The 16,901-nt window shown below is 73.9% G+C and carries 18 protein-coding genes; 6 read left to right on the forward strand and 12 right to left on the reverse strand.

From position 1 onward, the window contains the following. Window positions 1-55 precede the first annotated feature (55 nt). The 7 genes from IE257_RS09485 to IE257_RS09515 form a co-directional block, all read right to left on the reverse strand. Window positions 56-1,321 carry a vWA domain-containing protein gene (locus tag IE257_RS09485; protein ID WP_189966725.1) on the reverse strand — a complete coding sequence of 422 codons (1,266 nt, stop codon included), beginning with the start codon at window positions 1,319-1,321 and terminating at the stop codon, window positions 56-58. Further along, window positions 1,318-2,613 carry an AAA family ATPase gene (locus tag IE257_RS09490; protein ID WP_189966727.1) on the reverse strand — a complete coding sequence of 432 codons (1,296 nt, stop codon included), beginning with the start codon at window positions 2,611-2,613 and terminating at the stop codon, window positions 1,318-1,320. The genes IE257_RS09485 and IE257_RS09490 overlap by 4 nt, the downstream gene beginning before the upstream one ends. 103 nt (window positions 2,614-2,716) lie before the next feature. Then, on the reverse strand, window positions 2,717-4,171 hold the full coding sequence (locus IE257_RS09495; protein WP_189966729.1) for a hypothetical protein: 1,455 nt from the start codon (window positions 4,169-4,171) through the stop codon (window positions 2,717-2,719). A gap of 76 nt (window positions 4,172-4,247) precedes the next feature. Continuing rightward, window positions 4,248-5,609: an MFS transporter gene (locus IE257_RS09500; RefSeq protein WP_189966731.1), complete on the reverse strand. Its 1,362-nt coding sequence runs from the start codon at window positions 5,607-5,609 to the stop codon at window positions 4,248-4,250. A 339-nt stretch (window positions 5,610-5,948) separates the two neighbouring features. Next, the gene (locus IE257_RS09505; RefSeq protein WP_189966732.1) at window positions 5,949-6,326 is read right to left on the reverse strand and encodes an ArsR/SmtB family transcription factor; all 378 of its coding nucleotides are present in this window, start codon (window positions 6,324-6,326) and stop codon (window positions 5,949-5,951) included. 126 nt (window positions 6,327-6,452) lie between these two features. Beyond that, window positions 6,453-7,286 carry a CbtA family protein gene (locus IE257_RS09510; protein WP_189966734.1) on the reverse strand — a complete coding sequence of 278 codons (834 nt, stop codon included), beginning with the start codon at window positions 7,284-7,286 and terminating at the stop codon, window positions 6,453-6,455. A 12-nt stretch (window positions 7,287-7,298) separates the two neighbouring features. Continuing rightward, window positions 7,299-7,526 (reverse strand): CbtB domain-containing protein, encoded by a 228-nt coding sequence (locus IE257_RS09515; RefSeq protein ID WP_189733983.1) that lies wholly within the window; start codon window positions 7,524-7,526, stop codon window positions 7,299-7,301. Window positions 7,527-7,891: 365 nt separating this feature from the next. Between IE257_RS09515 and IE257_RS09520 the strand changes: the two genes are divergently transcribed. From IE257_RS09520 to IE257_RS09530, 3 genes are read left to right on the forward strand one after another with little or no spacing between them, the layout of a single operon-like run. Next, a complete protein-coding gene (locus IE257_RS09520; RefSeq protein WP_372453055.1) occupies window positions 7,892-9,151 on the forward strand; it encodes an MFS transporter in 1,260 nt (419 codons plus the stop codon). Between the two features lie 39 nt (window positions 9,152-9,190). Next, a complete protein-coding gene (locus IE257_RS09525) occupies window positions 9,191-9,826 on the forward strand; it encodes an alpha-ketoglutarate-dependent dioxygenase AlkB (RefSeq protein ID WP_189966736.1) in 636 nt (211 codons plus the stop codon). Between the two features lie 58 nt (window positions 9,827-9,884). Beyond that, complete coding sequence (locus IE257_RS09530; RefSeq protein ID WP_189966738.1) at window positions 9,885-10,256, forward strand: VOC family protein; 372 nt, start codon at window positions 9,885-9,887, stop codon at window positions 10,254-10,256. Window positions 10,257-10,269: 13 nt separating this feature from the next. On the opposite strand, the gene IE257_RS09535 is transcribed toward IE257_RS09530, so the two are convergent. Next, window positions 10,270-10,566, reverse strand: a complete 297-nt coding sequence (locus IE257_RS09535; RefSeq protein ID WP_189966740.1) for a YkvA family protein — start codon at window positions 10,564-10,566, stop codon at window positions 10,270-10,272. A gap of 55 nt (window positions 10,567-10,621) precedes the next feature. Then, window positions 10,622-11,086 (reverse strand): MarR family winged helix-turn-helix transcriptional regulator, encoded by a 465-nt coding sequence (locus IE257_RS09540; RefSeq protein ID WP_189966742.1) that lies wholly within the window; start codon window positions 11,084-11,086, stop codon window positions 10,622-10,624. A 115-nt stretch (window positions 11,087-11,201) separates the two neighbouring features. On the opposite strand from IE257_RS09540, the gene IE257_RS09545 reads away from it, so the two are divergent. Beyond that, complete coding sequence (locus tag IE257_RS09545) at window positions 11,202-11,765, forward strand: DoxX family protein (RefSeq protein ID WP_189966744.1); 564 nt, start codon at window positions 11,202-11,204, stop codon at window positions 11,763-11,765. Between the two features lie 72 nt (window positions 11,766-11,837). On the opposite strand, the gene IE257_RS38050 is transcribed toward IE257_RS09545, so the two are convergent. The 3 genes from IE257_RS38050 to IE257_RS38055 all read right to left on the reverse strand — a co-directional run bounded on the left by IE257_RS38050 (window position 11,838) and on the right by IE257_RS38055 (window position 13,551). Further along, window positions 11,838-12,035: an Orn/Lys/Arg family decarboxylase gene (locus tag IE257_RS38050; protein ID WP_229920227.1), complete on the reverse strand. Its 198-nt coding sequence runs from the start codon at window positions 12,033-12,035 to the stop codon at window positions 11,838-11,840. Between the two features lie 39 nt (window positions 12,036-12,074). Beyond that, window positions 12,075-13,103, reverse strand: coding sequence for an aminotransferase class I/II-fold pyridoxal phosphate-dependent enzyme (locus IE257_RS09550; RefSeq protein WP_229920228.1), 1,029 nt, complete (start codon window positions 13,101-13,103; stop codon window positions 12,075-12,077). A gap of 259 nt (window positions 13,104-13,362) precedes the next feature. Then, window positions 13,363-13,551 (reverse strand): hypothetical protein, encoded by a 189-nt coding sequence (locus tag IE257_RS38055; RefSeq protein WP_229920229.1) that lies wholly within the window; start codon window positions 13,549-13,551, stop codon window positions 13,363-13,365. Window positions 13,552-13,621: 70 nt separating this feature from the next. On the opposite strand from IE257_RS38055, the gene IE257_RS09555 reads away from it, so the two are divergent. Both IE257_RS09555 and IE257_RS09560 read left to right on the forward strand, forming a co-directional pair. Next, window positions 13,622-14,191, forward strand: a complete 570-nt coding sequence (locus IE257_RS09555) for a LysR substrate-binding domain-containing protein (protein ID WP_229920230.1) — start codon at window positions 13,622-13,624, stop codon at window positions 14,189-14,191. 107 nt (window positions 14,192-14,298) lie between these two features. Continuing rightward, window positions 14,299-16,860 (forward strand): galactose oxidase family protein, encoded by a 2,562-nt coding sequence (locus tag IE257_RS09560; protein ID WP_229920231.1) that lies wholly within the window; start codon window positions 14,299-14,301, stop codon window positions 16,858-16,860. Window positions 16,861-16,901 lie beyond the last annotated feature (41 nt).

Consider the following 16,901-nt stretch of genomic DNA (forward strand, 5'->3'; position numbering starts at 1 on the left):
ATCCTGTCGGGGCACCTTCCGTCACCTTCCGCTCCGCGGGCCCCGCGCCTACGGGTCACCGGGCGCCGGAGCCGATGGTCACCACGCGGGCCCACGCCGGAGGCGAGTCCGGCACGTAGTCGGGATCGTTCTCGCTCCACCGCCCCGACCCCCGGCGGGGGAAGAGGCCCACCACCGTCCGGCACGGCGGTCGCACGGCCGGCCATGCCGTCTGGCCGTCGGTCAGGACCACGATCACGTCCGGCCGGGGCCCCGTGCCCAGGGCCTTCGCGAACCCCGTGCGCAGGTCCGTCCCCCCGCCGCCCAGCAGCGGGATGCCCTCGCCGCTGCACAGCGGGTGCACGATCCGGGCCGCCGCGTCGCACGGCACCACGCTGACCATGTCGCTGCGTCCGCCCACGGCGCGGGCGATCGCGGCGACCTCCAGCAGCGCAGCGCCCAGTTCGGCGTCGCTGACCGAACCGGAGGTGTCGATGACCACACAGACCCGCGGCGGCCTGCGCCGAAGGCTCGGCAGGACGGCGCCGGGCACCGCGGCCGAGCGCCGCGAGGGCCGGGCGTAGCTGTAGTCCTCGCCCGCACCCGCGCCGGACGCCGCCGACCGGACCGCCGCTCCCAGCAACTCCCGCCAGGGCTGCGGTGGGTGGAAGGCCTCCTCCGCCCAGCGCCGCCACCCGGCCGGTGCGCTGCCGGGACGGCCGTTGATCCCCCGGGCGACCCGGAACCGCACCGCGTCCTGTTCCTGCGCGCTCAGGCCGTGCGCGCCGTCCGGCCCGAGGTCCCACTCGCGTTCCAGTCCGTCGGAGCCGCTGCCGCAGTCCAGCCAGACCAGTTCCTGAGTGAGCGGTCCGAGCCGGAACTGCCGCAGGTAGTCCTCCATGAGTTCGCCGGGGTCCAGTCCCAGCGACTGCGGCGTCAGTACCCCTTCGGGCGCCACCAGTCCCTCGCCGTACACGTCGTCGTTGATCTCGCAGTCCGCCGCGATGTTCATCCGCAGCCGTTCCCCCGGACCGGTCAGCCCGCGCGCACGGGCCACCCGGTCACCGCGTCCGTGGTGGTCGCGCAGCAGGTGGGACACCTCGTGGACCCAGACCCCGGCGAGCTCCTCCACCGGTGTGCGGTCCACGAACCCGGGCGAGACGTAGCACCGCCAGTGCCGGTCGACGGCCATGGTCGGAACGCGCCGCGATTCCACGGTGTGCAGGGCGAACAGCGCGGTCGCCAGATAGGGCCGGACCCGGGCGGCGTGCAGCCGGGCCGCGAAGAGCTTGTCGAGGTCGAGTTCCGACGTCCCGGGCGTCCCGGCCGCCCCCGCGTTCATCGGCCGGCTCCGACGGGGTCCCCGGTCCGGGCCGCCGCCCGCGCCACCGACCGGTCCGCCCGCCGGGACAGGGTCACCACTCCGGCGAGCCGCTCGATCGACTCCGGAACGTCCCAGTCCTCCTGGCGCAGCGCGGCGAGCGTGGTCGCGGGAACGACGACCAGGTCCGGGGCTCCGGTCTCCAGCGCCCGGACCAGGAGTGCCCACGCCGCGTCCCAGCGGGCCCTGTCCGGGCGCTTGCGGACCGCCGCCACGACACCGTCGAGCGCGGCCTGGCGCCGGTCTCCCCGCTCGGGCAGGTCGGCGTTGGTCGGGTCGGCGAGCAGGTCTTCGGGGTCCGGGAGGTCCATCCGGTCCAGGACGGCCAGCAGTTCCAGCCCCGGACCGTCCCCGACCGTGCCCCTGACCAGCATGGAGAGCACCTCCCGGGAGGAGCCGGCCGCGTGTGCGAAGGCGAGCAGACGCACCGCCATGTCCCAGCTGCGGGGCGACGGCCACGCGCCTCCCCGGCGGGCCTCGCTGCTGGGCAGGCGGTGGACGAGCGCCGGGCGGGTGGTGAGGAGTCCGCACACGGCGCGGCGGGCGTGCTCCACCGCCGTCGGCAGCTTCGCGGCGTCCAGGTGCGGCAGTGTGGCCCGGGGCCAGGTCCCGCCGAGCCCGCGGACCACGACGTCGTGGTCGTGGGTCCACTGGAGGTGGACGAACCGGTTGGCCAGGGGCGGGCTCAGCTCCCACCCGTCGGCCGCCGATCCCCGCGGGTTGGCGGCGGCCACGATCCGCACCCCGGGCGGCAGTTGCAGGGAACCGATCCGCCGTTCCAGTACGAGCCTGAGCAGGGCGGCCTGGACGGCCGGCGGCGCGGTGGAGAGCTCGTCCAGGAACAGCAGTCCCCGCCCGGCGCGTACGAGTCGCACCGCCCAGTCCGGCGGGGCCATCGGGACGCCCTGTTCGGCGGGGTCGTCCCCGACGACGGGCAGACCGGAGAAGTCGGACGGCTCGTGCACGCTGGCGATCACCGTGGTCAGGGGCAGGTCCAGGGCTTCGGCGAGCTGGGTCAGGGCCGCGGTCTTGCCGATGCCGGGCTCACCCCACAGGAGCACGGGCAGGTCGGCGGCCACGGACAGGGTGAGGGCCTCCAACTGGTCGTCGGGGCGCAGTTCGGTGGTGGTGTCGCGCAGCAGCGTCAGCAGGGCGTCGGCGACGGCGAGCCGGGAGGGACGGCCGTGCACCTGCTCGGTCCGGGTGCCGGTACGGGTGTCGGTGGTGGTGGCGGGCGGGGTGTACGAGGGCATGTGGCATCACCTGTGGGTTCGTGAGGAAGTCGGCCGGCGGGCCGGGGGCAGGGAACGGGCGGGGCAGGGGCGGGGCGGGCCCGGGGGACAGGGGTCCCCCGGGTCAGCGGGCGTGTGCCTGGCGCGGGTGGGGGCGGTGGCCCCGGGGGCGGAGTTCTCCCGGCCGGATCCGGCCGGGTCCGGGCCCGGCCAGGCCCGACCGGAAGAGCCCGTAGGTGATCCGCCGCTGTGCGGCGGCTTCCAGTTCGTCCCGCAGCGCCCCGGCGCGGAGCAGGGCGCCGGGGCCGAGCAGTCCTTCGACCACGGCCAGCGCACCGGCGATGTCGCCGTGGTCCAGGCGTTCGCGGACCCCCGTGAGGCAGTCCGGCCGGCGGTGCGCCGTGTCGATGGCCTGCAGGCAGGGCAGCGGCGTACCGGTCAGCGCGGCGAGCAGTTCCTCCCGGCGGATCTCGGCCGGATCGTGGTCCAGTGCGGCCAGCACCCCGTCCACGAGGCCGATGCGGTGCCGCGCGCCCCGGCACTCGACGAGGCGGGGTTCTCCCGCGCGGTCCGCGGTCCCTGGCGGGCCTCCCGGCGCCCGGTCGGGCGCCCGGCCCGTCGCCAACGCCGAGGCGACCAGCGGGTGGAGGCGCTCGACCTCGATCGATCCGGTGCGGACCAGTTCCAGGTCGGGCAGGGTCCACACCGCTGCGTCGGGCAGGACCGGCAGTGCGGCGGCGCGGCCGGCGGGCGCGGCTGCGGCCCGCAGGACGGGCGGCCCCGGTCCGTCCGCCACCAGGTCCAGCAGCAGCCGCCGCCCGGCTCCCGGCCGTACGGTGACGGTGCCGCTGGCCCGGCCCTCGGCGCGGAGCAGGATCGCGGTCTCGGCGGCCCACCGGTCGACGGCGCACCGGTGCCCCTGCGGGAGCGCCGCGAGGGGCTCGGGGTCCGGCGCGGGAGAGCAGTCGGCGGGCCGTCGGCCGGCCCCGGAACGGACCCCGAGTTCGCCGGCCCGGCGGGCGTCCCACAGGTGGCGGTGCAGGTCGAGGCGGAACTGCCGGTCGGGACGGGCCCCGCGACGCGGATCACCCCAGGAGCCGTCCGCGGGGCGGGAGCCGTCCCACAGGGCGAGGCTGATCCGCTGACCGCCGTCCGCCCATGCGGGTGGGGTCCGGGCCACGAGGTACACGGGGCGGGTGCGCGGGTCGTCCCGCACGGCAGTGCCGTCCCGCACGTCCGCGTCGTAGGGCTCGCCCGTGTCGTACCGGGCCAGGGGGACGGTCAGTCCGGGGCGCAGCAGTCCGTCGGGAGCGATGCGCGGCATGTGCCAGCGCAACAGGTCGGGCGCGAGATGGCGGAGGTCGGCCCGGATCCGGGCCGTGAGGTCATGGCCGCGCGAGCGCGCCAGGAATCGCAGATCGAAATCGACGTCGACGCCCGCTGCGGCGCAGGCCCCGGCCCAGTCCCCGGCGGAGCGGCGGACGGTGGCGGTCTCGATCATGGACGGAGGCACGGCGTACCGGCGTACGCGGAGCCAGAGGGAAAGGCGGGAATCCTCGTGCACGGTTCGAGTGAGCATCAGCACTCACCTTGCGTGGACGGGACCCCCGATCTGTGAGCAGGAGAAGTCGTCATCGTGGTGATCGTATCGACCCTCACGCCGACCGGCCAGGGGTTTTTCGGGGCCACCGGTGGTGGTGCCGGTCGATGACGTAGTGGTGCCCGTGCTGCCGGCCGCCGGTGGCCGGGTGGGCGTCGGCGAGGTGCGGGTGACCGGGCGGCAGGTCCGGATGCAGGTGCTCCAGCCGGTACGGGTCACGGGCCGGCCAGATCATCGCAGCGGCCGTGGCGGCCCCCAGGGCGACGGCCCCCAGGACCATGACGGTCGGAGTCGTCCCCATCCCCGCCGCGAGCCATCCGGCCAGTGGGTAGGTGAGCAGCCAGCAGCCGTGGGAGAGGGAGAACCGGGCGGCGAACGCCGCGGGCAGGTCCGCCTCGGCGGTGGAGCGCCGGATCACCCGGCCTCCCGGGGTCAGGGCCGCGGAGCAGGCGGCCCCGATGGCGGCCCAGAGCGCCAGGAGCGCGGGCCAGGACCATGCGCGCGGGCCGGTCGCGGTGAGCGCCGCCCCGGCCGCCAGGGCCACGGGCAGCGCGAAGCCGGCGCGGAGCATCACCGCCCGGTCGGTGGAGCGTTGCAGGAGGCGGGGCAGGAGGAGCGCGGTCAGCATGGATCCGGCGCCGTACGCACCGAGGGCGAGCGGGACGGCGCCGCCCGGGCGGTCGAGGTGGTCGCGTACCAGGGAGACGGTGTTGACGAAGACGACGGCTCCGGCCGCGGCGACCGCGAGGTCGAGCGCGAGCAGGGCGCGCAGCCGGGGCGTGGCCCACAGGAGGCGGGTGCCGAAGGCGGCCCTGGTGCGGAGCCCGCCTGTCCGCTCGACCGGGGCGGGCGCGGGCAGCGCCGTGGCGACGACGAGCGCTGCGGAGGCGAGGAAGCCGGCGGTGGTGCCGGCGAACAGCCAGTCGTGGGAGACCAGGCTGAGCAGCGCGGCGGCCAGGACCGGGCTGAACAGGCTCTCCAGGTCGTAGGCGAGCCGGGTCATCGACAGGGCCCGGGTGTAGTCGCGTTCGGCGGGCAGGATCGCGGGGACGGTGGCCTGGAAGGTCGGGGTGAAGGCCGCCGACGCTGCTTGGAGCAGGAAGACCATGACGTGGATCTGCCAGATCTCGGTGACGAAGGGCAGGACCGCGGCCGCACCGGCGCGGGTGAGGTCCATGGCCGTCATGAGGCTGCGGCGGGGAATCCGGTCGGCCAGCGCACCGATCACCGGGGCGATGGTGACATAGGCGATCATCTTGATCGCGAGGGCGGTGCCCAGTACCGCGGAGGCGTCGTCGCCCGCGAGGTCGTAGGCGAGCAGGCTCAGCGCGACGGTGGCGAGGCCGGTCCCGACGAGGGCGACGACCTGGGCGGTGAACAGACGGCGATAGGTGCCGTTGCGCAGTACGGACAGCACGGTCCCCGTCCCGGTCGGCGGATCGATGACAGCATGTCGGATTCAGCGTAGTCAACATGTGCGTACCTGTGCACCTTTTAGGGGTGAGGCGGGGTCAGGAGTCGTGCCCGTCCCATGCATCGAGGTCGAGCCCGGCCGGGAAGACGGTCGCCGCGGCCGTGCGACCGGTGCGGCCGGACGGCGTACGCGACGCGGGCCGGGGCGTCGGTCACCCCGACGGTCACGACGCCGGCGAGCCGGGGCGCGGAGGCGGACGGCAGCATGGCGACGCCGGGCCCGGACCCACGAGCCGGGCGATGGCGGCCGGCCCGGCCGCACGCCCGGCTCGGCCCGTCGGCGTCAGTCGTGCGGCGGGAGGGAACGGAGCTCGTGGTCGGCGACGTTGAGGGCCTCGTCCACCAGCCGCCGCAAATGCCCGTGCCCCAGGGCGTAGACGACCCGGCGGCCGTCCTTGCGGGTGGTGACCAGCCCGGCCAGGCGGAGCTTGGCGAGGTGCTGGCTGACCGAGGGGCGGGCGGCTCCGCAGGCCTCGGTGAGGGTGGTGACATCGGCCTCGCCCCGGCCGAGGCGTTCCACGAGCGACAGGCGGGTGCGGTCGGCGAGCAGGGCGAGTACGGACGCAGCGACCTCCAGCCGGTCGCCCCGGCCGCTCCGGTCCCCCCGGTGCTGCTCCGCCCGCGCACCCTGTGCACCTGCCGGGTGCGTGCCTGCACTCATGCCCACATCGTAAGGCGGGTCGCAGTCCGCGCCGGACGCCCTCCGCACGCCCGTGCTCGCACATGCGAGGGCCCCGCCGTCCCACAGGGGGTCGGCGGGGCCCTCGCACCGGCGTGGCGGTCGGCGTCAGCCGAGCGCGGGTGCCTCCTGCTGAGCCGGAGCCGTAGCCTCCGCGCCCTCGGTGCGCGCGGCCAGGAGCCGCTGGGCGAGGACACCGAAGACGATGGCGAACACCGTCCACAGCACCAGCTGGACGGCCAGCGAGGCGACCCGGAACTCCCACAGCAGGGCGGCGGGGAAACCGGGCTGGACCGCGTCGCTGTTGTCCGGCAGGAACACGAATGCCAGGGCAGCGGCGACGACGAAGCCGCCGCCCGCGGCCAGCGTCGCGTTCCAGTTGCCCAGGCGCGGTGCCAGCCGTCGCCCGAGGATGATCGCGCCCACGCCGAGCAGCACGCTGAGCAGGATCATCAGGAAGAACAGCGTGGTGCGCTGCCCGATCGTGTCCGGGTTGCCGACCGCCGGCGGGGTGGCCGGGTACTTCAGGAACGGCACCAGGTAGACCGTGGCGAAGGCGCCCGCCGCGGTGAGCGCCGCAGTGGCCCGCGGGCTGAACCCGCCCACCCGTCCGAGGGCGAAGGAGAACGCCAGCGAGGCGATGCCGCCCAGCGCGACCCCGTAGACGAGGACGCCGGTGGCCAACCCGGCCGTCGACTGAACCGGTCGGCTGACCAGCTCTTCCTCCTCCTCGGCTGCACCCGACGCGGCGTCACCGCCGTGCCCGGCGTGAGCGCTCGGGGCGCTCGCGGCGTCCTTGGCGGCCTGCGCCTCCTCCACGGCGATGGAACCCCGTACCGGCGGCTCACCCACCACATAGGCGACGGCGAAGGCGAACAGCCCGGCTATCAGGCCCGCGAGCATGCCGCGGACCAGCAGTCCTCTGACAGTAGAGGCGTACATGTGCGTGGCCTCTCAGTGGCAGGGGAAGCCGAGCAGGTGACGACCGTCGTGCACCCACTCGTGCACGCCCTCACCGGCGAACACGGCCGTGGCGCCCTGCTCGGCGCCGACGAAGTACAGGGCGACGAGCATCAGAAGGCCGACGAAGAGCGCCCAGGGCAGCACCGCGCGCACGGGCAGCGGAGCCGACAGGGAGCCGGCGGGGGTGGATACGGCAGCGGAAGCGAGAGCCTCGGCCATGATGGAACCTCCTCGGGGAACAACGCGTCCCATACGGTGGTGCAGGACGACGGTCCTCGGGTCTGACTCGCCGCGCCGCCACCCCAGGGGTGTCGCCGCAGCACACAGTGGCGCGACCATGCCGGATTCACACCGGGCTTCCGTCTCGCCGTCGTCGCTATGTGGAAATGTCGCCGTGACGCTACCGTGCGCCGGGCCTGCGGCCAAGACCGTGAGTCTCTGATCACACGCCTACGCTGCGGTAATACGCATTCCGTGGGATCCGGTGGACCCGAAGTGTCCACCAACTGGACGGCAGCGCTGCTAGAATGACCGCGTTGGCCTTCGGCGTGCGTGCCCCGTGCATGTGTCCGGAGGCTTTTTTCATGCCTTCACACCGGTTCGCCACCCCCGCCACACCTCCCGTCATGCCCCCCGCTCCGGCCACCACCGGCTACCGAGACCTGCTCCGCAACAGGGAGTTCAGCGGTCTGTACATCAGCTTCACCCTCACCACCGCGGCGGGCACTTCGTCCGGCTTCGCACTCGGCACACTGGTCAACGAGCAGACCCGTTCCCCGTTCCTGACGGCCGTGAGCATGTACGGCGCCACCTTCGCGACGGTGCTCGGCGCGCTGACGCTGATGTCGGTCGCCGACGGGAAGCGGCCCCGCCGGACCCTGGTTCTGCTCCAACTCGCCTCGCTGGCCGGTGTCGCCGCCCAGGCGATCCCCACGCTGCCGCTCGCGGTCCGGTTCGCCCTGCTGCTGACGCTCGGCTTCTTCCAGTCCCTCGGCACCGGCACCCGGCTCGAGCTGCTCGCCGAGGTCGTACCCACCTCCGCCTACGCGCCCGCCCGTTCGCTGATGAACATCACCTCGGGCGGCACGGCGATCGTCGGCTACGCCCTCGGCGCCGTACTGCTGCGCCACCTGAGTCCACAGGGGGTCTTCGTCACGGCGGCGGCGCTGACCGGCCTCGGGGTGGCCGTGGTGGCGGCCACCGTGCGCGAGCACTCGATCCGGCTCACCCGCCGCCCCGGACTGCGCCGGACCTGGGCCACGAACGCCGAACTGTTCTCCCACCCGGGCCGCCGGACGCTGCTGCTGAACCTGTGGGTGCCCAACGGTCTGATCGTCGGCTGCGAGGCCCTCTTCCTCTCCTACGACCCCGGCCACGCGGGCACCTTCCTGGCCGCCGGATCGGCGGGCATGCTCCTGGGGGACCTGATCGTCGGCCGGCTGCTCACCGCCGACCGGCGCCGCCGTTACGCCTTCGCCCTGCGGCTGCTGTTGGCTGCCCCCTTCCTGCTGTTCGCCCTCCATCCGCCCGTCCCGGTCCTGGCGGTCGCGGTGTTCCTCGCCGGCGCCGGCTTCGCGGCCACGCTGCCCCTGCAGGAGCAGCTCCTCGAACAGACCCCCGCCCCGATCCGCGGCCAGGTCCAGGGAGTCGAGTCGGCCGGCCGGATGACCTGGCAGGGCCTCGGTGCCGCGCTCGTCGGCGGTCTGGCCCAGTACCTCGCCCCGGGCGCCGCGATCGCCGTCGCCGCCGGGGTGTCCGTGGCCGTCACCCTGCTCTGCGGGCCCTCCCGCCGTACGGAGCCGGGCGCGGCGGGCCCCCGAACGGGTCCGCGCGCCTCCCTGTAATTCGTGCACATGTTCGGTTATTGGGGTTAGGCTGGGGGTATGCACGCAGTCCAGGGCCTTCAGGGTTCCCTCTTCGATCAGGGCGACGAGATCCGGCTGGGCCCCCTCGGTGGCCTGCGGCGCACCCGGCTCGGCGCCGGGGCCTGGGTCGACCACCTGCCCGGCTGGCTGAGCGGCGCCGACGCGCTGTTCGAGCGGCTGGCCGCCGACGTGCCCTGGCGCGCCGAGCGGCGTCAGATGTACGAGCGCGAGGTGGAGGTGCCCCGGTTGCTCGCCTTCTACGGCGAGGGCGAGCCCCTGCCCCACGACTCGCTCACGGCCGCCCGCGAGGCGCTGAGCGGTCACTACGCCGCCGAGCTCGGTGAGTCGTTCACCACCGCCGGCCTGTGCCTGTACCGCGACGGCCGGGACAGCGTCGCCTGGCACGGGGACCGGACCGGCCGCTCGTCGACCGAGGACACCATGGTGGCCATCGTCTCGGTCGGCGATCCTCGGGATCTCGCCCTCCGCCCCCGCGACGGCGGGGCCACCCTGCTGCGGCTGCCCCTGGGGCACGGCGACCTCGTCGTCATGGGCGGCTCCTGCCAGCGGACCATGGAGCACGCCGTGCCCAAGTCGACCAGGGCGGTCGGCCCCCGCATCAGCATCCAGTTCCGGCCCCGCGGCGTCCGCTGACCTCGGCCTCCCGCGGTCGCGGTTGCGGCGCCGCCCGGAGGCGCCCAGGCTGGTGCGCATGGATCTCGGCGCCTTCTCCGTGAGCCTCACCGTGCGCGACCTCGCCGCCTCCCGGGCGTTCTACGAGAAGCTCGGGTTCGCCGCCTTCGGAGGGAACCCCGAGCAGGGCTGGCTGATCCTCAAGAACGCCGACGTCGTCATCGGGCTGTTCGTCGGCATGTTCGACAGGAACATGCTGACCTTCAATCCGGGGTGGGACAGCAGTGCGGCCGCCCTCGACACGTTCACCGACATCCGTGACGTGCAGCGGCAGCTGAAAGCGCGGGGCGTGGAGTTCCTGACGGAGGTCGACGAATCGGGAGCGGGCCCGGGCAGCTTCCTCGTCGTCGACCCGGACGGCAACCCGGTCCTTTTCGACCAGCACCTCTGACCCGGCCGGTCGCTCAGACGGTGGCGCCGGGTCCCTTCGTGGGGCGGACGGCCCCGGCCGCCGAGTGCAGCGCGCGCAGCGCCACCAGCAGGACGCCGATGTCGTCCAGGTACACCGGGTCCGGAATCAGGTCCACCGGCGAGACGGTGTAGGCGACTGCGACCCAGAACAGCGCCTTGTCCTGCAGCGGGATTCCCGCGTCGAGCAGCAGTCGCCGGGCCGCGAAGACCCGTGCGAGCAGCACGGCCGCGGTGATCGCGAGCCCTACCGCGATGATCACGCCCAGGGTGAGCCAGACCTTTCCGTCCATGGCGGCCCTATACCCCGATTTCGGGCCGCGTTACCCGGTTCGCGCCCGGATCCCTTCAGGCGCCCTCTCCGCGCAGCCGGCGGCCGACCTCGCCCAGCCCGTCGGCGAGCGCGTCGAGCTGCCCGGGGGTCAGGACGTCGACGAGGATCTCCCGCACCGTCGCCACGTGCCCGGGCGCGGCCTCCTCCAGCTTGGCGCTGCCGGCGTCGGTGAGGACGGCGAACACGCCGCGGACGTCGGAGGGGCAGCTGCGGCGACGGACCAGCCCGGCCTTCTCCATCTGTGTGACCTGGTAGGTCAGCCCGCTCTTGGAGTTGATCAGGCCATTGGCCAGCTCGGTCATGCGCAGCTCGCGCCCGGGCGCCGCGGCGAGCCGTACGAGGATCTCGTACTGGGGGTGGGAGAGCCCGGCATCGTCCTTGAGCTGCTGGTCGAGGCGGCGGTTCACCAGGGCCGAAGCGGCGAGGAATCCGTTCCAGGCCCGCATCTCGCGGTCGTCCAGCCATCTCGGTTCAGCCATGGCGTCAGACTACATGAGTTGTTCCAATTTGAATCAATGGTTAGGGTCGGGGTCGGCGGTTCGAATTTGAACAACTCCCTGCCCCCCACGGGCCGCCCGACCGGAAGGACCACCGATGACCAGCCCCTCCGTCACCGCGACGAAGCCGCAGGCCGCCGCCCCGGCCGCACGCCCCCGGCCCGCCACCCTCTCCACCCCGGGCCACGACACCGGCCTGCTGCTCCTGCGTCTCGTCCTCGGTCCGACCATGGCCGCGCACGGCTCGCAGAAGCTCTTCGGCTGGTTCGGGGGCGGCGGCATCAGCGGCACCGGCCAGTTCTTCACCGCCAGCGGCTACCCCGCGGGGGACGCCATGGCCGTCCTCGCCGGCCTCACCGAGACCCTCGGCGGGCTCGGCCTCGTCCTCGGGCTGCTCACCCCGCTCGCCGGCGCCGCCATCGTCGGCACCCTGATCAACGCGATCGCCGTCCACGGAGCCGGAGCCTTCTTCGCCCCGAAGGGCATCGAGTACGAGCTGCTGCTGACCGCGGGCGCCGCCGCCCTCGCCCTCACCGGCCCCGGACGGTACGCCGTCGACCGCTTCCTGCCCGTGGTGCGCAGCCACCGCCTCGCGCACGGCGCCCTCGCCGTCGCCCTCGGCGTGATCCTCGCCGCGGTGCTGCTCCTCGTCCGCGACTAGCCGGAGTCTTCTCATGGAGGAGGGGGAGCGGCGGGGGCGCCGGTGGGCGGAACGCCGGGCGGGGCCGGCGGCTCAGGCGACGACGCGCAGGCGCGTCACGCCCAGGTCGAGTGCGCCGCGGACATGGCCGTTCGGCGCGGCCGCGGTCCGCCGAAGGAACCGGACGGCCTCGGCGGTGATGACTTCACCCGGCAGAACGTTGGGGATACCCGGTGGGTACGCCGCCAGGGTGTCCGCGGAGATCCGCCCGACGGCCTCCCGCGCGGACACGACCAGGGCCGGGCTCAGGAACGCCTCGCGGGCGGTGAGCTACGCGGCGCCGGGAGCGGGCAGCCGCAGCATGACGCCGCCACCGCCTGCGGCCGAGCCGGTGGTGAGTGGGGAAGGCAGGGCGTGCAGGGCCTCGACGAACCGGTCGGTGTCGGGGACGGACCCCGCGCCGATCGCGGCGACGACCGCCGCGTCGGTCGCCACTTCGACCATGACCCGGTGGTCCAGGAAGAGCCGACGTCGTGCCTCGTGGCCCGGGATGCCGCCGGCGCGGGTGTCGATCGCGATGCGCAGCGGATCGGCCCGGACGATGTCGGGGAAGGCCCGGAACCCGTCGCTCACCACCGTGAAGCGGCCCAGGGCGCGGACGGCGCCGCGTACCGGGTCCGCGGCCTCGACCGAACGGCCCGTCGCATCGGCGTCGGTGACCAGACCCCTACGGGCGAGATCGAGCGACGCGGTCAGCAGCGCACTCGCGCTGGTGGACTGCACGAGCCGGAACGCCCGGTCCACGAGGGGCTCGAGCCGGTCCGCGAAGGGGCCCTCCGCCAGGTGGAGCATCGCCGACTGCGTCAGGCTGCCCGCCAGCTTGTGCGTGCTGGAGGTCACCAGGTCCGCGCCCTCGGAGAGGGCATTCGCGGGAAGGCCGGGGTGGAAGCCGAAGTGCGACCCCCACGCCTCGTCGACGATCAGCGGCACTCCCGCGGCGTGAGCGGTGTCCGCGATGGCGCGTACGTCGGCCACCGCGCCGAAGTAGCTCGGGGACACGATGTACACCGCGGCCGCGTCCGGTGTCCGGTCGAGCGCCGCCGCCACGTCCGCGGCGGTCACACCGTGGGCGATGCCCTGCCCCGGGTCGACGGACGGCTGGACGAAGACGGCGTCCAGGCCCGACAGCACCAGCCCGTCGATCACGCTGGAGTGCACGCTTCGCTGCACGACGAGTGTGCGTCCCAGCGCGGGAGCGACCATCGAGGCGATCTGATTGCCCTGCGAAGCGCCGTTCGTCAGGAACCACGTGCGCCGTGCGCCCCAGGCCTCGGCCGCCAGCGCCAGCGCCGTGTCCAACGGGGTGTCCGGTCCGAGGTCGATGCCGTCGAGCAGCGGCGGGAAGTCGAGGGCGTGATCCGCGAGCCGAAGAAGCGGGCGAGATCCGATCCGGGGGCCGCGGCATGGCCGGGGACGTTGAGCCGAAGCCAGTCGCGTCCCGCATGGCTCAGCACCGCCTCGGCGTACGGGGCACGCAGCTGGCCGATCCCGGGACGCGAGGGCGAGGGCGTGGGCGAGGGCGTGGGCGAGGGGGCGCGGTGACCGGTCGTTCTGATGTTCACCCCCGGAGCGTGACAGCCATCGGGTCATCGAGGAATGGCGACTCGTCCAGCGCGGACCGCGCGGCGCCGCGCTGACCGAGCTCGGCGAAGCCCTGCTGCCGCACGCCGAGGCCATACTGGAGCGCCTGCGCCACGCCGAGCTGGAGGTGCGCGAGCTCGCCGAGCGCGGCACCCGCACCCTCCACATCGGTACGTTTCCCACCGCGGGGCGCCCTACTGCTGGCACCCGCGGTCAAGCGGCTCCACCAGCAAGGGGTGCACATCTCGCTCACCGAGGGCGAACTGCCGCTGCCGCTGCGCGGGTTGCGGGCCAGGGAGCTCGACGCCGCCCTCGTCTTCTCGCAGCCGGGCGACAGCCTCGACCTCGACGAGGACTTCGAGGTCCATCCGCTGCTGTCCGATCCGCTGCTGCTGGTCATGCCGGAGGACCACCCCTGCGCATCGCTGGACCAGGTCTCCCTCGGCGACCTGCGGGACACGGCATGGGTGGGCGCCGCCGACCCGCACGATCCCTGCGACCGCCTGCTGGCACGGGCGTGCGGCCAGGAGGGGTACGAGCTTCTGCACGTGATGCGCACGGACGACTACGCGGTCGTCCAGGGCCTGGTGGCCGCGGGGACGGGCGTGGCCCTCGTCCCGCGGCTCGCCCTCGGCCCGCACCGCTCCGACCTGGCGGTACGCCCCCCGACCAGAACCGACCTCGCCCGGGAGATCAGCGTCGCCGTACTCCGGTCCACCTCGGCCGGCGCGGCCCAGGAACTGATCGAGGCACTCAGGGAGCAGGCCGCGCTGATCGCGGACCGCTGGGCGGCGGCGTCGGCATAGCCGGACCGGCCATGCGGATTTGCGCCAACTCTTTTTGATTTCAGGTGAGTTGTTATGGCGCTGACCTATGTTCTACGGGGCACATCAGCCCGCCCCGGGAGGTCAGATTGCAGTCCAGGCGCTTCCTCGCCCTGCACCGCGCGTTACGCCGTTCCCACCTGCTCATAGCCTTCGGCCTCGGTTCGCTGCTGATCGGCCTGATCCCGTGGCTCGGGGTCACGAGCACGGCGGCGGCCGGCCGCGCGCCGGCGCCCCGACCCGCACCCGCACCCGTACCCGTCGACCAGCAGACGGCGACCCAGTCGCCGCACCACGGCATCGCCCCGGCGAACGCGATGGAGCCGACGGCTCCGGTCCTCGACCGGACCGGGTGGACGGCCAGTGCGAGCGACGAGGAGACCTCCGGCGAGAACGGCCGCGCGGCCAACGTGCTCGACGGCAACGTCAACACCCTCTGGCACAGCAAGTGGACCGGCACTCCCGCCCCGCTGCCGCACGTGATCACCGTCGACATGCACCGCACGGCGGTCGTCTCGGCGCTCGTCTACCGGCCCCGTACCAACAGCCCCAACGGGCGCGTGGGTGAGTACGGCATCAGCCTCAGCACCGACGGGCAGAACTGGGCGAGCCCGGTGGCCACCGGCACGCTCGCCGACGACGCGGGCGCCAAGACCCTCGGCTTCGCCCCGCAGGGGGCCCGGTTCGTCCGGCTGACCGCACTCACCGAGGCCGGCGGCCGCGGACCCTGGTCCTCCGCCGCCGAGATCGACCTGCTGGGCGACCCCGGCACCCCGGCGGCCACCGTCGACCTGTCCCGGACCGGATGGACGGCCACGGCGAGCGACGAGGAGACCGGCAGCGAGAACGGCCGCGCGGCCAACGTGCTCGACGGCAACGACAACACCCTCTGGCACAGCAAGTGGGCCCCGGCCCCCACCCCGCTGCCGCACAGCATCACCATCGACATGCACCGCACCGCGGCCGTCTCCGCCCTCGTCTACCACCCCCGCCCCGACGGGCCCAACGGGCGCGCGGGCGCCTACTCCATCGCCACCAGCACCGACGGCTCCACCTTCGGGGCGCCGGTGGCCGCAGGCACCTGGCGGGACGACGACTCCGTCAAGACCGCCACCTTCCTGCGCACCGAGAACGCCCGCTACATACGGCTGACCGTGACGAGCGAGGCCGGCGGCCGCGGCCCCTGGACCTCGGCCGGCGAAATACGCCTGAGCGGGCCGGCCAGCCCGGCCGTGCACGGTTCCTGGGGCCGGGTCACCGGCTTCCCGCTGGTGCCGGTGGCCACCGCCGCCCTGCCCGGTGACAAGCTGCTGGCCTGGTCCGCGTACGCCGTCGACCGCTTCGGCGGCAGCAACGGCTACACCCAGACCGCGATCCTGGACCTGAAGACGGGCAAGGTCACCCAGCGCCGCATCGACAACACCGGGCACGACATGTTCTGCCCGGGCATCGCCATGCTCGCCGACGGCCGGGTGCTGGTCACCGGCGGCAGCAACGCGGAGAAGGCGAGCATCTACGACCCCGCCACCGACGTCTGGTCCGCCACCACGAGCATGAACATCGCCCGCGGCTACCAGGCCATGACCCTGCTCTCCACCGGCGAGGCCTTCGTCCTGGGCGGATCCTGGAGCGGAACCGCGGGCACCGACAAGGCCGGCGAGGTCTGGTCGCCGGACACGCGCACCTGGCGCAGCCTGCCCGGCGTCCTTGCCGCCCCGGCGCTGACGGCCGACCCGGCCGGACCCTACCGCGCCGACAACCACATGTGGCTGCACGCCACTTCGGGCGGCAAGGTGCTGCAGCTGGGCCCGAGCAAGCAGATGAACTGGATCACCACCAGCGGCCGCGGAAGCATCACCTCCGCCGGCGCCCGGGCCGACAGTCAGGACGCGATGACCGGCAACGCCGTCGCCTACGACATCGGCAAGCTGCTCACCCTGGGCGGCTCTCCCGCCTACGAGAAGACCCCCGCCACCCAGCGCGCCTACACGGTGGGTATCGAGGGCAGCCAGGTCCGGGCCGCCCGGACGGGCGACATGGAGCACGCCCGCGCCTTCAGCAACAGCGTGGTCCTGCCCGACGGCAAGGTGGCCGTCTTCGGTGGCCAGGCCTATCCGGTGCCGTTCAGCGACGCCACCTCCGTCCTGACCCCCGAGCTCTGGGACCCCGCGACCGGCAGCTTCACCCCGCTCGCCAGCATGGCCGTTCCGCGCAACTACCACAGCGTGGCCAACCTGCTGCCCGACGGGCGGATCTTCTCCGGCGGCGGCGGACTGTGCGGCGACTGCGCGACCAACCACGCCGACGGGGCGATCTTCACCCCGCCGTACCTGCTCAACGCGGACGGATCGCCGAAGCCGCGTCCCGCCATCACCGCGGGCGTGCCCCCCAGGGCCGCCCCCGGCACCTCGCTCACGGTCAGCACCGACCGTCCGGTGGCTTCCTTCGTCCTGATGCGGTCCGCCGCAGCGACCCACTCCACCGACAACGACCAGCGCCGCGTACCCCTGGTCTCCACGGCGGCGGGAAGCGGCTCGTACACGGTGTCCGTACCGGCCGACACCGGCGTGGTCCTGCCGGGGACCTACCTGCTCTTCGCCCTCGACGCCCAGGAGGTGCCGAGCATCGGCCGGTTCGTCACCATCTCCTGACCCCTTGAGCGATGTCCGGGGCCTGAGCTGATTGGCCCCGG

It is taken from the genome of Streptomyces avidinii (assembly GCF_014650695.1).
Taxonomy (GTDB): domain Bacteria; phylum Actinomycetota; class Actinomycetes; order Streptomycetales; family Streptomycetaceae; genus Streptomyces; species Streptomyces avidinii.

What these genes read in the sequence shown, in the direction of transcription:
- IE257_RS09485 (WP_189966725.1), bottom strand. Translation starts at nt 1,321, where the DNA reads ATGAACGCGGGGGCGGCCGGGACGCCCGGGACGTCGGAACTCGACCTC.
- IE257_RS09490 (WP_189966727.1), bottom strand. Translation starts at nt 2,613, where the DNA reads ATGCCCTCGTACACCCCGCCCGCCACCACCACCGACACCCGTACCGGC.
- IE257_RS09495 (WP_189966729.1), bottom strand. Translation starts at nt 4,171, where the DNA reads ATGCTCACTCGAACCGTGCACGAGGATTCCCGCCTTTCCCTCTGGCTC.
- IE257_RS09505 (WP_189966732.1), bottom strand. Translation starts at nt 6,326, where the DNA reads ATGAGTGCAGGCACGCACCCGGCAGGTGCACAGGGTGCGCGGGCGGAG.
- IE257_RS09510 (WP_189966734.1), bottom strand. Translation starts at nt 7,286, where the DNA reads ATGTACGCCTCTACTGTCAGAGGACTGCTGGTCCGCGGCATGCTCGCG.
- IE257_RS09515 (WP_189733983.1), bottom strand. Translation starts at nt 7,526, where the DNA reads ATGGCCGAGGCTCTCGCTTCCGCTGCCGTATCCACCCCCGCCGGCTCC.
- IE257_RS09520 (WP_372453055.1), top strand. Translation starts at nt 7,892, where the DNA reads ATGCCTTCACACCGGTTCGCCACCCCCGCCACACCTCCCGTCATGCCC.
- IE257_RS09525 (WP_189966736.1), top strand. Translation starts at nt 9,191, where the DNA reads ATGCACGCAGTCCAGGGCCTTCAGGGTTCCCTCTTCGATCAGGGCGAC.
- IE257_RS09530 (WP_189966738.1), top strand. Translation starts at nt 9,885, where the DNA reads ATGGATCTCGGCGCCTTCTCCGTGAGCCTCACCGTGCGCGACCTCGCC.
- IE257_RS09535 (WP_189966740.1), bottom strand. Translation starts at nt 10,566, where the DNA reads ATGGACGGAAAGGTCTGGCTCACCCTGGGCGTGATCATCGCGGTAGGG.
- IE257_RS09540 (WP_189966742.1), bottom strand. Translation starts at nt 11,086, where the DNA reads ATGGCTGAACCGAGATGGCTGGACGACCGCGAGATGCGGGCCTGGAAC.
- IE257_RS09545 (WP_189966744.1), top strand. Translation starts at nt 11,202, where the DNA reads ATGACCAGCCCCTCCGTCACCGCGACGAAGCCGCAGGCCGCCGCCCCG.